Origin of the sequence: Streptomyces sp. NPDC057253, from assembly GCF_042669125.1 — a bacterium.
GTDB lineage: Bacteria > Actinomycetota > Actinomycetes > Streptomycetales > Streptomycetaceae > Streptomyces.
Window position 1 is genome coordinate 1 of the sequence record NZ_JBHUXV010000196.1, and the last position, 11,681, is coordinate 11,681.

The window sequence follows — 11,681 nt, forward strand, 5'->3', positions numbered from 1 at the left end:
CCTGGGAAGTCGCTTGTCAGTTGCTCAAGCAGCACGACCATGGCAGCCGGCGGGCCGGGTGCCATAGGTAAACAGGTAGGTCGTCTGCGTGCGCATGGCAGCAGTATGCCGGGCTCCACGGCGGCGTCCAACCCGGTTCGCATCCTGAGACCGGGCGCACCCCCGAGCCGGCCCCGCCGCTCCCGGTAGACTCGGCCCTACACACACCTCGCTCACCGCCGGAAGGCAACCCGTGTCATCAGCGACCCCAGCCGCCCCCGACACCGTCCTGGTCGTCGACTTCGGCGCGCAGTACGCCCAGCTCATCGCCCGCCGCGTCCGCGAGGCCCGGGTCTACAGCGAGATCGTGCCGAGCACCATGCCGGTCGCGGAGATGCTCGCCAAGAACCCGGCGGCGATCATCCTCTCCGGCGGCCCCTCCTCGGTGTACGCGGAGGGCGCCCCGCGTCTGGACCGCGAGCTCTTCGAGTCCGGCGTCCCCGTCTTCGGCATGTGCTACGGCTTCCAGCTGATGGCCACCACCCTCGGCGGCACCGTCGACAACACCGGCGCCCGCGAGTACGGCCGCACCCCGCTGCACGTCTCGAAGTCGGGCTCCACCCTGTTCGAGGGCACCCCCGACGAGCAGTCGGTGTGGATGTCCCACGGCGACGCCTGCTCCGCCGCCCCCGAGGGCTTCACCGTGACCGCGTCCACCGACGTCGTACCGGTCGCCGCCTTCGAGAACGACGAGAAGAAGCTCTACGGCGTCCAGTACCACCCCGAGGTCATGCACTCCACGCACGGCCAGCAGGTCCTGGAGCACTTCCTGTACCGGGGCGCGGGTCTGAAGCCGGACTGGACCACGGGCAATGTGATCGAGGAGCAGGTCGCCGCGATCCGTGCGCAGGTCGGCGACAAGCGCGCGATCTGCGGGCTGTCCGGCGGTGTGGACTCGGCGGTGGCCGCGGCCCTGGTCGCACGCGCCATCGGCGACCAGCTGACCTGCGTGTACGTCGACCACGGTCTGATGCGCAAGGGCGAGACCGAGCAGGTCGAGAAGGACTTCGTGGCCGCGACCGGCGTCAAGCTGGTCGTCGTCGACGCAGAGGAGCGCTTCCTCACGGCTCTCAAGGGTGTCTCGGACCCCGAGGAGAAGCGGAAGATCATCGGCCGGGAGTTCATCCGGGTCTTCGAGCAGGCCCAGGCCGAGATCATCGCGGACGAGGGCCCGGCGGTGGAGTTCCTGGTCCAGGGCACCCTCTACCCGGACGTGGTCGAGTCCGGCGGCGGCACCGGCACGGCGAACATCAAGTCCCACCACAACGTGGGCGGGCTCCCCGAGGACCTCGAGTTCCAGCTGATCGAGCCGCTGCGCAAGCTGTTCAAGGACGAGGTCCGGATGGTCGGCCAGGAGCTGGGGCTCCCGGACGAGATCGTCCAGCGGCAGCCCTTCCCGGGCCCCGGCCTCGGCATCCGGATCGTCGGCGAGGTCACCAAGGAGCGCCTGGACCTGCTGCGCGACGCCGACGCCATCGCCCGCGAGGAGCTCACCGCGGCCGGCCTGGACCGGGACATCTGGCAGTGCCCGGTCGTCCTGCTCGCGGACGTCCGCTCGGTCGGCGTCCAGGGCGACGGCCGCACCTACGGCCACCCGATCGTGCTGCGCCCGGTCTCCTCCGAGGACGCCATGACGGCGGACTGGTCGCGACTGCCGTACGACGTCCTCGCGCGCATCTCGACGCGGATCACCAATGAGGTGGCCGACGTCAACCGCGTGGTGCTGGACGTGACGTCCAAGCCGCCGGGCACCATCGAGTGGGAGTAGTCCCTGGTGGTTCCTAGGTCCGCTTGAGGGTGCGCACCGGCTCCCCGGGCTTCCAGACCTGGACGACGAGATACGTGTCGTCCTCGACGTAGGTCCGCACGACCTCCGTCAGCTCGGTGCGAAAGAGGTGGAACGGCTCCGGCGGTTCCACCTCTTCGCCGTACGCGGCCTTGGTTCCCGGGTCGGTGACCTCGCTCGCGCGGCCGCTGATCCGGACGTCCCCGCCGCCCAGGGTCTGGCCCTCGCCCGGGTTCGCCTGGAGACAGAAGCGGGGGTCGCGGAGCAGGTCCCGCGCCTTGAGCGAGTCCGGCATCATGCCGAGCCACAGCTCGCCGTGCAGGAAGCGGACCTCCAGGCCCGTCGTGCGCGGGGAGCCGTCCTTGCGGAGGGTGGCGAGGACATGGTGGGTGAAGGCACCGAACCGGTTCTCGACGGTCCTGGCGAGTTCGGGTTCCGCGGTGCGGAAAGCAGCCCAGTTCATGGCGGACAGTGTTCCGTCGATACCCGACATCTTCTGTCTGATATCGGCCGCGTACGCCATCTTTACAAAACAGCCCTGTTCTCTTGCGCTGACCACAGGTAACTTCCGCCCCGTAAGCCACCCAGTGCCGGAGGACCATATGCACGGGACACCCCTCGGGCCCACTCCGCCGATGCCGGTGCCCACCGAGAAGCTCCAGTTCGCGATGCCGCCGATGCACGACTCCGTCGAGGAGGAGCGCCGGCACCGCAAGGAGCGGCTCGCCGGGGCGCTGCGGAACTTCGGCCGGCTCGGCTTCGAGGACGGCGTCTCGGGACACATCACCGCCCGCGACCCGGAATTCACCGACTGCTTCTGGGTCAACCCCTTCGGCATGCCCTTCAAGCATGTCACCGTGAGCGACCTGGTGCTCGCCAACTCCGACGGGCAGGTGCTCGACGGCCGCTACCACGTCAACCAGGCGGCGTTCACCGTGCACTCCCAGGTGCACGCCGCCCGCCCGGACGTCGTCGCCGTCGCCCACTGCCACTCCGTGCACGGCCGGGCGCTGGCCGCCCTCGGCGAACTCCTCGACCCCCTCACCCAGGAGAGCTGCGCCTTCTACGAGGACCACGCGCTCTACGACACCTACACCGGAGTCGCCGTCGACGCCGAGGAGGGCCGCCGGATCGCCGCCGCGCTCGGCTCCCGCAAGGCGCTGGTGCTGCGCAACCACGGGCTGCTGACCGTCGGGGACTCGGTGGACGCGGCGGCCTGGTGGTTCGTGTCGATGGAACGCTCCAGCCAGGTGCAGCTGACGGCCCGGGCGGCGGGGCGGCCGGTGCTCATCGACCACCGGGCGGCGGTGGCCACCCGGGAGCAGCTGGGCGGCGACCTGGTGGCGTGGATCAACTACCAGCCGATGTGGCAGGACATCAGCCGCAGCGAGCCGGATCTGCTGAGTTAGCAACCTCGGATCTGCTGAGTCAGGAACCCCGGAAACCCAGGATCCGCTCAGCTAGAAACCCCGGAGCACGGCGGCCTTCGTCATGGCGAACTCCTCGTCGGTGAGCACGCCCTCGCGGTGCAGCTCGCCCAACTCCCTGAGCCTGCGCAGGAGGACGTCGTGATGGTCGGCCGAGGGCGGTACGGAGGCCGCGGCCAGCCGGTTGCGGGGACCGCGTCCGTCGTCGTACTCCAGGCTCTCGCGGGTGGACGGGTGCGGGAGCCTCGCCGTGACGGCGGTCGCCACCAGGGCCGTGAGCAGGTCGCGGCGGGTGCTGCCCCACAGGTCGAGGGCGTACGGGTCCTTCTCCGGCGGCAGCTTCGAGAACGACGTCTCCCGGGTCACGAACCGCATGAACCCGTCCTCGTAACCGGAGTTGGGCAGCCACTCCACCTGGACCAGGTCACCCACGTCGATGATCCGCGGACCGGTCGCGCGCTTGACGCGGTCGGAGGTGTCGGCCCAGTCGATCCGGACCTGGAGGCCGTCGAAGGAGACCGTGCCGTCGGAGGACCGCACCGAGACCGGGACCGGGGGGCCGGGCAGCAGATACGTCTTCGTCGGCTCCTTGGGAATCTGGTCGAGGAGGAGGGCGCGGCGGATCTCCTCGGCCACGTACTCGGCGACCCCGGCGCGGTCGACGTCCACGGTCAGCCGGTACGGGTCCGCCGGGTCCGGCAGGCGGCCGCCGGTCGCGTGCAGCAGCGGGTCCGCGCCCTCGCGCAGCCGCATCCGCAGCCGGCCGCGCTTGCGCTCCGGCTCGAACGCCACCCCAGCGATGGCCTCCAGGGGCACCGCGATCTCGCCGTACGTCTGCCGGAACAGCGGCACGGAGCGGTGGAGTCCCGGCGTGATCCTGACCGTCGTGCCGTCGAAGGCCCAGGTCCCGTCACGCTGGATGATCTCGGCCATACGGAAATTCTCGCAGCCGGGTCAACACGGCGGCCCCGCTTCACCCGTCGCCTCACTTGCGCGGACCGGACCTGCCGGGCGGGGGCGGTGTGCCGTAGGGCACAATTCGCTGTCATCGCGGGGAGTTGTTCGGGGTTTCTCGGGGGTCTTCAGGGTTCGCCGCACGGTCGTGGCGCGGTGCGGTGATGTGGGTCCAGAGGTTCACGAGGATCGTGGGAAGGCGGGCGTCGGGCGTGGCGGTGCAGGAAGCGAGACAGGGCGCGGACGGGGGTGCGTTCGGTGCGGCCAGGGGGCCCGGGGGTGCGCATGGCGGTGGCTGCACCTGTGGGGACTGTCCGCACGGTGCGCGGGCCGGGCACCGGCGCGCGGTGGCCGAATTCCTCCTGAGGCGCGACGAGTTCGCCGCCGGGCAGGGGCTGCCCGCCGCCGTGGCGCACTCCGCCTCGGCGTCCCGGCAGTGGGTCTCCGAGGAACTGACCCAGTCCGCGGAGCTCGTGGCCGAACGCGGGCGGGCCGAGGGCGCCGCCTGGCTCGCCCGGCTGTGGCGCCGTACGGCCTACGCGGTGTGGGCCGCGGTCGTGGTCCTGCTGCTCGTCCAGGCACTGACGGCGATCGGCGCGGGATGGACCTCGGCGCGTACGGCGGGCCTGCTCGCCGCGCTGCTGGTGGCCGGCGCGCTGACCGCCGCGTCCTGGTTCCACCGAGCCCGGGGCGGGGTGCTCGCGCCGGTGATCGGTGAGGACAACCGGCTGTCGACGTCACGCGCGGTCGCCGTGGCGTGGGTGCTGTTCGTCGCGTACGCCGTGCTGGTGCTGGTGGGCCGCCTGGCCGCGGCCTCCTCCGGCGCGGAACGGGACGCGCTGATCTCCGGGCTCGAACTGGCCCGGGGCGCGGGTGTGGTGACCGTGCTCGCCGTGGTGTGCGGGATCGCCGTGCTGGTACGGCGGGTGGTCGGGCTGCGGGTGCTGGGGCAGCGGCTCCAGAAGGTGCGGGCGGACCGGCCGCGGGCCGCGGATCTGCTGACGGACGACTCCGGGCGGGGCAGCTTCGCCGACCTCCAGTACGTCGTGATCGGCGGCGTCGCTCTGCTGTTCGCGTGCGTACGGCTGGCCCGGCGGCCGGACCAGCTGCCGGATCTGCCGTGGGGACTCGCGGTGGTGGTGCTGGTGTCCGCGGCCACGTATGTGGCGGGCAAGTACGCGGAGGGCGGGCGGCCGGTGATCCTCTCCGTGGTGCGGTCACGGGAGGCGGGCGACCTGGACGGGCCCATCCGCACCGGGGACGACATCGAGATCCGGGGCGCCGGGTTCGTGCCGCCGGGGGCGCAGCGGGCGGATCGGCTGGCGCGGATGGTGGTGCGGATCGGGCCGGTGAACGTGCATGTGCCGCTGGTGCCGGTGGCCGGCGGCTTCAGCAACCCCGCCGACGAGGTGCTGACCGTGCCGGTGCCGGCGGATGTGGAGCCGGGACGGGTGGAGGTGCAGGTGGTGACCGCGGCGGGGGTGGAGACGAACCGGTACGAGATCGAGGTGACGGACTGAGGGTTCCGGGACCGGGCGTCTTCGACCATCCCTGCTTCTTCCGGCTCCTTCCTGCTTCTTCCGGCTTCTTCCTGCTTCAAAAACTCGTCCGAACCGGATTGAGCAGCGCCGCCCCTTGATGCGTATCGTCTTGTGAGGGGTCTCGGCACGCTGGTGAGAGGCGGCTCGAAGCGATGACACATAGTTTTCGTACGGACACGCACGCCCCCTATTACGACGAGCGACGGTCCTGGCGGGACAGCATCAGCCAGTACGCCCTGCTCCCACTGCGCATCTTCCTGGGTGTCACCTTCATCTACGCCGGCCTGGACAAACTGACCGACAGCGCCTTCATGAAGGACTCCGGCTCGGGCTCCATCGGCGACATGATGCGCAGTGTCCGGGACTCCTCGGCGATCCCCGCGCTCGTCGACCTGTCCCTGAAGAACCCCGTCGGCTTCGGCTACGCCATCGCCCTCGGTGAACTCGCCGTAGGCATCGGCACCCTGCTCGGCATCCTCGCCCGACTGGCAGCGCTCGGCGGCGCGTTGATCTCGCTCAGCCTGTGGCTGACCGTCAGCTGGGCCTCCGACCCCTACTACTACGGCAACGACCTCGCCTACCTGATGGCCTGGCTGCCTCTCGTCCTCGCGGGTGCCTCCATCTTCTCAGTGGACGCCGCCTTGCGGGCCCGACGACGGCAGCGGGCGGGAGGCTACCGGTAGCTCCGGTCGGCGGAGGTACCGGTGGCGAAGGGATCGGCTGCGGCTGAGCGGTGTCGGTGAGGGGACGACTGTCCTCGTGGTCAGCGCGGTGAGGACTGCTCTGCCGGCTCCTCCACCTCGGGCGGTGTGCCGGCGCGGCGGCTGCCCCTTCGGCCGCGTATGAGCCGGGTCAGCAATCCCACCGCGCCTGCCAGGCAGAGGCCGCCCACGACCATCGGGATCACCGCGAACCACGGGGTGTCCCACGCGTCGCCCGCGTCCCCGACGTAGGCGATGCCCGCGAGGGTGAGCAAGACGCCGGCGACCAGTCGTCCCGGCTGGAACTCATGACGCAGCACGGCTCACCTCCGCCTGTCCGATGCCGACCCGCAGGTCCAGGTCGAGCGTGCCGACGCTCTTCGTGCCCGAGGTCGGGGGCAGGGTGACCTCCTTGCGCTTGCCCGGTTCCACGTCCACGTCCTCCTGGTCGTCGCCCGGCAGCTGGATGTCGCCCACTCCCACGTCGATGCTCGCCTTCACGGTCACGTCCGGCGGCACGACGACCACCAGCCGGCCGACGCCCACGTCGGCCTGGGTCGTCACGGTCCGGCCCTTGGCCAGGTCCAGCTTGGTCAGGTCCAAGGTCCCCACGCCGGTGCCGAGTTCGTACTCCGGGCGGACCTCGGTCACCGCCGCGGGTTTCCAGGTCGTGCGGACCCAGTGGGTGGTGATGTCCTTCGGCAGGGCCGCCGAGGCGGCCAGCAGTCCCGCCGTGATGATCGCCAGGAGGACCGAGCCCGCTCCGGTACGGCCGAGGAAGGAGCTGAGGGCCATGCCCAGGCCGAGGACGATCAGCGCGCAGGCGAGGCCGGTCTGGAGACTGGTGCCGAGGGGGTGTTCCTCCCAGGTCACCCCTGTGCCGAGGCCGCCCGCCAGCAGGGCGAACAGGAAGATCCAGCCGCCGATCCAGCGCGGACCACGATGTTTCTGCTGCGGGGTCCGGGCCGCGCGGAGGTCCTCGCGTCGGTTCCAGGGGGTGCCGAGGCCGATGTTGACGGCCGCCGCGATGTCCCGCTCGCGGGAGTCCAGGGGGCCCCACAGATAGCCCGTGCCGCCGACGTGGGTGCCGTCCTTGACTATGGGGTCGCGCCACCAGGAGGGGGAGCCGGCCGGCACCGGGGGTGCCTGCGCTTCCGGTGGGGCGTCGGCGACGGCCTGTGCGGAGAGCGGGTCCGGGTCGGGGGTGCCGCGGTTGCGCGACCAGTAGCCGGCACCCGCGAGGAGCAGGGAGAGGACCACGGCGAAGGTCAGCACGCTGGTGTTGCTCAGCATGGTCAGGAAGACCCCGCAGCCGACCAGCGCGAACAGCACACCGGTCAGTGCCTGGCCGTCCACGCGGCCGGTGAGGAGCTTGCGCACCTCGTTCTCGTCCTCGTCGTCGTACGGGACGAGGAGCCAGGCGAAGCCGTAGAAGATGAGGCCGATGCCGCCGGTCGCCGCCAGCACGGTGAGCGTGATCCGGAAGATCACCGGGTCCATGTCGCACTGCCGCCCGAGCCCGGCGCACACCCCGGCGAGCTGCTTGTGCCGGCGATCGCGCCGGAAGGGGAGGGGGGTGGCGGCCGGGTCGGGCTCCGGGGCGGGGGGGCCGGGCTGCGGGGCGGTGGGGCCGGGCTGCGGGGCGGTGGAGCCTGGCTCCGAAGCGGTCGGGCCGGCGTGCGGGGCGGCTGGGCCGGGCTCCGGGGCAGGGCTCTCGGTGCCGTGCGTGTCCGTGACCGCGGTCGGTGTCGTGCCTCCTTCTTCTTTTCGCGCGCCCGCCCGCCCGTGCGTGCGCGTGGGCCCGCCGGGGTCGGCGGGGGCGCCCGCGCCGGGGCTGGTGCTCGGGTCCGGGCCTCCGCCGGATCCGGCGCCCGCGGCGTGCTGGTGATCTGTCATGTGTCCATGGTGACGGGCGAGAGGGCCCGGCGGGAGTCGGAACGACCCTGGCCGGACCCTGATATCGGCCCTGAGAGCGGGGAGGGAAGCGTTCGGAAGGCGCGCCGGTCGAAGATCAGGGGAGTCTCGGGGACCAACCCTGATGCCCCCGCACCCCGGCCGTGTGACCATCGATGGCATGCCGGAAGCCGCAGCAGCGCCCCTCGTCGAACCGCGGCCGCCGCGCAAGCTCTACCGCAGCAGTGACGGACGCTGGCTGGGTGGTGTGGCGCGGGGGCTCGCCGGGCATCTCGGGCTGCCCGTCATCTGGGTGCGGCTCGTCTTCGTCGGCCTGTTCATGGCGGACGGCCTGGGTGCCCTGCTGTATGCCGCCTTCTGGTTCTTCGTGCCGCTCGGCGTCGGCGGGGTCTCAGGGCAGCGGCCACCCTCGCTGGTCACGACCGAGACCTCACCGGACGGCCGCCGCAGACTGGTCGCCCGCCGCCCCGACCGGGGCCAGATCGTCGCCCTGCTGCTCATGGTCGTCGTGGCCATGGTCTTCGTCGGCAATGTCAATGTGGGCAATGGGGCCAGGGCCTACCTCTGGCCGGCCGTCCTCGTCGGCGCGGGTGTTGCCCTCGTCTGGCGCCAGGCGGACAATGCCCGCCGGGCCCGCTGGATGGAGGTCGGCCGTCGTCGGCGCACCCTGACCCTGCTGCGCGCCGCGGGCGGTGTCCTCCTCGTCACCGCGGGCGTCTCCGGGGTCTTCGTGCTCCAGGGTTCCGCCGCCCACCTCGGCTCCGTCCTCCAGGCGGCCCTCGCGGTCCTCGTGGGGATAACGCTGCTCGCGGGGCCGTATCTCGTCCGGATGACCCAGGACCTCTCCGAGGAGCGCCTGATGCGCATCCGCGCCCAGGAGCGCGCGGAGGTCGCCGCGCATGTCCACGACTCGGTGCTGCACACCCTGACCCTGATCCAGCGCAACGCGGAGAACGCGAGCGAGGTCCGCCGCCTCGCCCGCGCCCAGGAGCGCGATCTGCGCACCTGGCTCTACAAACCCGAGGGCACCGGCAAGGACGAGGCCGACGAACCCACCGACCTCGCCGACGCGGTGCGGCGCAATGCCGCCGAGGTCGAGGACAAGCACGGCGTCCCCATCGAGGTCGTGGTCGTCGGCGACTGCCCGCTCGACGAGAGAACCAGCGCCCAGATGCAGGCCGCGCGCGAGGCGATGGTCAATGCCGCCAAGTACGGTGGCGAGGGCGGCGCCGTACAGGTCTACGCCGAAGTCGAGGGCAGGACGGTCTTCGTGTCCGTCCGGGACCGCGGTCCCGGCTTCGACCTCGACTCGATACCCGCCGACCGGATGGGTGTCAGACAATCGATCATCGGCCGCATGGAGCGCCATGGCGGCACGGCCCGGCTGCGCGCGGTGCCGGACGGCGGCACGGAGGTCGAGCTGGAGATGGAGAGGGCGGAGAAGACGTCATGAGCGACGAGGCGAACGACACGGCTGAGGTCACCGGAGGCGCGGACGAGCGCCGGGTGCGCGTGGTCCTCGTCGACGACCACCGCATGTTCCGTACGGGCGTCCAGGCCGAGATCGGCCGCACCGAGGAGACCGGGGTCGAGGTCGTCGGGGAGGCGGCGGACGTCGAGCAGGCCGTCACCGTCATCACCGCGACCCGCCCCGAGGTCGTCCTCCTCGATGTGCATCTGCCGGGCGGCGGCGGGGTCGAAGTGCTGCGCCGCTGCGCCCCGTTGATGGCCGACCCCGAGCAGCCCGTCCGCTTCCTCGCCCTGTCCGTCTCGGACGCGGCGGAGGACGTGATCGGGGTGATCCGGGGCGGTGCGCGCGGCTATGTCACGAAGACGATCACGGGCACGGACCTCGTCGACTCCGTCTTCCGCGTCCAGGAGGGCGACGCGGTGTTCTCCCCGCGGCTCGCGGGGTTCGTCCTGGACGCCTTCGCCTCCACCGACGCCCCGCCGGTCGACGAGGACCTCGACCGACTCACCCAGCGCGAGCGCGAGGTGCTCAGGCTCATCGCGCGTGGCTACGCCTACAAGGAGATCGCCAAGCAGCTGTTCATCTCGGTGAAGACGGTCGAGTCCCATGTCTCGGCGGTGCTGCGGAAGTTGCAGCTGTCGAACCGGCACGAACTCACCCGGTGGGCGACCGCGCGGCGCCTGGTCTGACGCTCACACCACCCGTGTCGCCCCCGCGAAGGGCATCTCGTCGATCGGTGCCTCCCGTACCGGTGCCGACGGGTTCGGGGCGTGGATCATGCGGCCGTTGCCGATGTAGAGGCCGACATGGCTGATGCCGGAGTAGAAGAACACCAGGTCGCCCGGGAGGAGTTCGGAGCGGGAGACGCGTCGGCCGGCGTCGATCTGGGCGTAGGTCGTGCGGGGCAGGGAGATGCCCGCGGAGCGGTACGCGGCCTGGACGAGCCCCGAGCAGTCGAAGGCGTCCGGGCCGGTGGCGCCCCAGACGTAGGGGCTGCCCAGCTTGGAGTAGGCGTAGGAGACGGCCGCCGCGGCACGGGAGTTGGGGGCCTGCGCGGTGGCCCCGGCGGGTGTCGTCAGGCCCTCGCGCGCGCCCGCCGCGTCACGTGAGGCGCGCGCTCCGGCCGCGGCTGCCCCCGCCCGTTCCCCGGTCGGCAGCTGGGCCAGCAGCCGGCGGGCCGCGTCCAGCTTGCCGGTGATGGTCTTCTTGTGGCGCTTCAGCTCCGCCTGACGGGACTTCAGGGAGGCCAGCTCGATGTGTGCGGCGCCGCGCAACTGCTCGATCTCCCGCAGTTGACGGCGGACGTTGGCCACCGAGGCGGCCTGTCGGCTGCCGGCCCGTTCGACGAACTCGGCGCCGTCCAGGTAGTGGTCGGGGTCGTCGGAGAGGGCGAGCTGCATCGCGGGGTCGAAGCCGCCGCCGCGGTACTGTGCCGCGGCGATCGCACCCAGCCCGTCCCGTGCCTCATTGAGCCGCTCGGTCCTGCGGGCCGCCTGGTCCCGCAGGGTGTCCAGCCGGGCCTCGGCCGCCTCCGCCTTCTCCTTCGCGCCGTTGTACTTCTCGGTGGCGGCCTCCGCCTCCTGGTACAGCTGGTCCACCTTCGCCCTGACCTGCGTCGGCGTGAGCTGCGGCTCGGCGTGTCCGATCCCGTCGAAGCCTGTCGCGGTCGCCGCCCCGGCGAGGGCGATCGTGGCCGCCGTACGAACGGTATGGCCGCCGGCCGAGCGTTGACGGGGCTTGCGGTGCACTGCCACGTGGACTGCACGTCCTTTCCTCGACCGCCCGCCCCGGGGCTCATCCGGCGTACGGCGCCAGGGGGAGCGGCCGTACGACCGCCCGGGGGCGGTG

Annotated in this window: 11 protein-coding genes; 6 read left to right on the top strand and 5 right to left on the bottom strand. The window is 71.7% G+C overall.

Annotation, left to right across the window (positions count from 1 at the left end):
• The first annotated feature begins 232 nt into the window (after nucleotides 1-232).
• Complete coding sequence (guaA, locus tag ACFULQ_RS46225; RefSeq protein WP_383557005.1) at nucleotides 233-1,807, top strand: glutamine-hydrolyzing GMP synthase; 1,575 nt, start codon at nucleotides 233-235, stop codon at nucleotides 1,805-1,807.
• A 13-nt stretch (nucleotides 1,808-1,820) separates the two neighbouring features.
• On the opposite strand, the gene ACFULQ_RS46230 is transcribed toward guaA, so the two are convergent.
• On the bottom strand, nucleotides 1,821-2,288 hold the full coding sequence (locus ACFULQ_RS46230; RefSeq protein WP_383557008.1) for a pyridoxamine 5'-phosphate oxidase family protein: 468 nt from the start codon (nucleotides 2,286-2,288) through the stop codon (nucleotides 1,821-1,823).
• A gap of 139 nt (nucleotides 2,289-2,427) precedes the next feature.
• Here ACFULQ_RS46230 and ACFULQ_RS46235 point away from each other — a divergent pair, with 139 nt between their 5' ends.
• On the top strand, nucleotides 2,428-3,234 hold the full coding sequence (locus tag ACFULQ_RS46235) for a class II aldolase/adducin family protein (RefSeq protein ID WP_383557010.1): 807 nt from the start codon (nucleotides 2,428-2,430) through the stop codon (nucleotides 3,232-3,234).
• A 51-nt stretch (nucleotides 3,235-3,285) separates the two neighbouring features.
• On the opposite strand, the gene ACFULQ_RS46240 is transcribed toward ACFULQ_RS46235, so the two are convergent.
• Entirely contained in the window at nucleotides 3,286-4,185 is a 900-nt protein-coding gene (locus ACFULQ_RS46240) for a DUF4429 domain-containing protein (protein ID WP_383557013.1), read from the bottom strand.
• A 233-nt stretch (nucleotides 4,186-4,418) separates the two neighbouring features.
• Here ACFULQ_RS46240 and ACFULQ_RS46245 point away from each other — a divergent pair, with 233 nt between their 5' ends.
• Complete coding sequence (locus tag ACFULQ_RS46245) at nucleotides 4,419-5,726, top strand: hypothetical protein (protein ID WP_383557016.1); 1,308 nt, start codon at nucleotides 4,419-4,421, stop codon at nucleotides 5,724-5,726.
• Nucleotides 5,727-5,899: 173 nt separating this feature from the next.
• Nucleotides 5,900-6,430, top strand: coding sequence for a DoxX family protein (locus tag ACFULQ_RS46250; protein ID WP_383557018.1), 531 nt, complete (start codon nucleotides 5,900-5,902; stop codon nucleotides 6,428-6,430).
• 80 nt (nucleotides 6,431-6,510) lie between these two features.
• Here the strand turns inward: ACFULQ_RS46250 and ACFULQ_RS46255 are convergent, their stop codons facing one another.
• Together ACFULQ_RS46255 and ACFULQ_RS46260 are read right to left on the bottom strand one after the other, a co-directional pair.
• Entirely contained in the window at nucleotides 6,511-6,768 is a 258-nt protein-coding gene (locus tag ACFULQ_RS46255; protein WP_383557020.1) for a hypothetical protein, read from the bottom strand.
• Complete coding sequence (locus ACFULQ_RS46260) at nucleotides 6,755-8,344, bottom strand: PspC domain-containing protein (protein WP_383557022.1); 1,590 nt, start codon at nucleotides 8,342-8,344, stop codon at nucleotides 6,755-6,757. Before ACFULQ_RS46260 ends, ACFULQ_RS46255 begins: the two co-directional genes overlap by 14 nt.
• 178 nt (nucleotides 8,345-8,522) lie before the next feature.
• Between ACFULQ_RS46260 and ACFULQ_RS46265 the strand changes: the two genes are divergently transcribed.
• Both ACFULQ_RS46265 and ACFULQ_RS46270 read left to right on the top strand, forming a co-directional pair.
• A complete protein-coding gene (locus ACFULQ_RS46265) occupies nucleotides 8,523-9,815 on the top strand; it encodes a PspC domain-containing protein (protein ID WP_383557025.1) in 1,293 nt (430 codons plus the stop codon).
• On the top strand, nucleotides 9,812-10,522 hold the full coding sequence (locus ACFULQ_RS46270; protein ID WP_383557028.1) for a LuxR C-terminal-related transcriptional regulator: 711 nt from the start codon (nucleotides 9,812-9,814) through the stop codon (nucleotides 10,520-10,522). The genes ACFULQ_RS46265 and ACFULQ_RS46270 overlap by 4 nt, the downstream gene beginning before the upstream one ends.
• Nucleotides 10,523-10,525: 3 nt before the next feature.
• Here the strand turns inward: ACFULQ_RS46270 and ACFULQ_RS46275 are convergent, their stop codons facing one another.
• Complete coding sequence (locus ACFULQ_RS46275) at nucleotides 10,526-11,587, bottom strand: NlpC/P60 family protein (protein ID WP_383557031.1); 1,062 nt, start codon at nucleotides 11,585-11,587, stop codon at nucleotides 10,526-10,528.
• Between the last annotated feature and the right edge of the window lie 94 nt (nucleotides 11,588-11,681).

What these genes read in the sequence shown, in the direction of transcription:
- ACFULQ_RS46230 (WP_383557008.1), bottom strand. Translation starts at nt 2,288, where the DNA reads ATGAACTGGGCTGCTTTCCGCACCGCGGAACCCGAACTCGCCAGGACC.
- ACFULQ_RS46235 (WP_383557010.1), top strand. Translation starts at nt 2,428, where the DNA reads ATGCACGGGACACCCCTCGGGCCCACTCCGCCGATGCCGGTGCCCACC.
- ACFULQ_RS46240 (WP_383557013.1), bottom strand. Translation starts at nt 4,185, where the DNA reads ATGGCCGAGATCATCCAGCGTGACGGGACCTGGGCCTTCGACGGCACG.
- ACFULQ_RS46250 (WP_383557018.1), top strand. Translation starts at nt 5,900, where the DNA reads ATGACACATAGTTTTCGTACGGACACGCACGCCCCCTATTACGACGAG.
- ACFULQ_RS46260 (WP_383557022.1), bottom strand. Translation starts at nt 8,344, where the DNA reads ATGACAGATCACCAGCACGCCGCGGGCGCCGGATCCGGCGGAGGCCCG.
- ACFULQ_RS46265 (WP_383557025.1), top strand. Translation starts at nt 8,523, where the DNA reads ATGCCGGAAGCCGCAGCAGCGCCCCTCGTCGAACCGCGGCCGCCGCGC.
- ACFULQ_RS46270 (WP_383557028.1), top strand. Translation starts at nt 9,812, where the DNA reads ATGAGCGACGAGGCGAACGACACGGCTGAGGTCACCGGAGGCGCGGAC.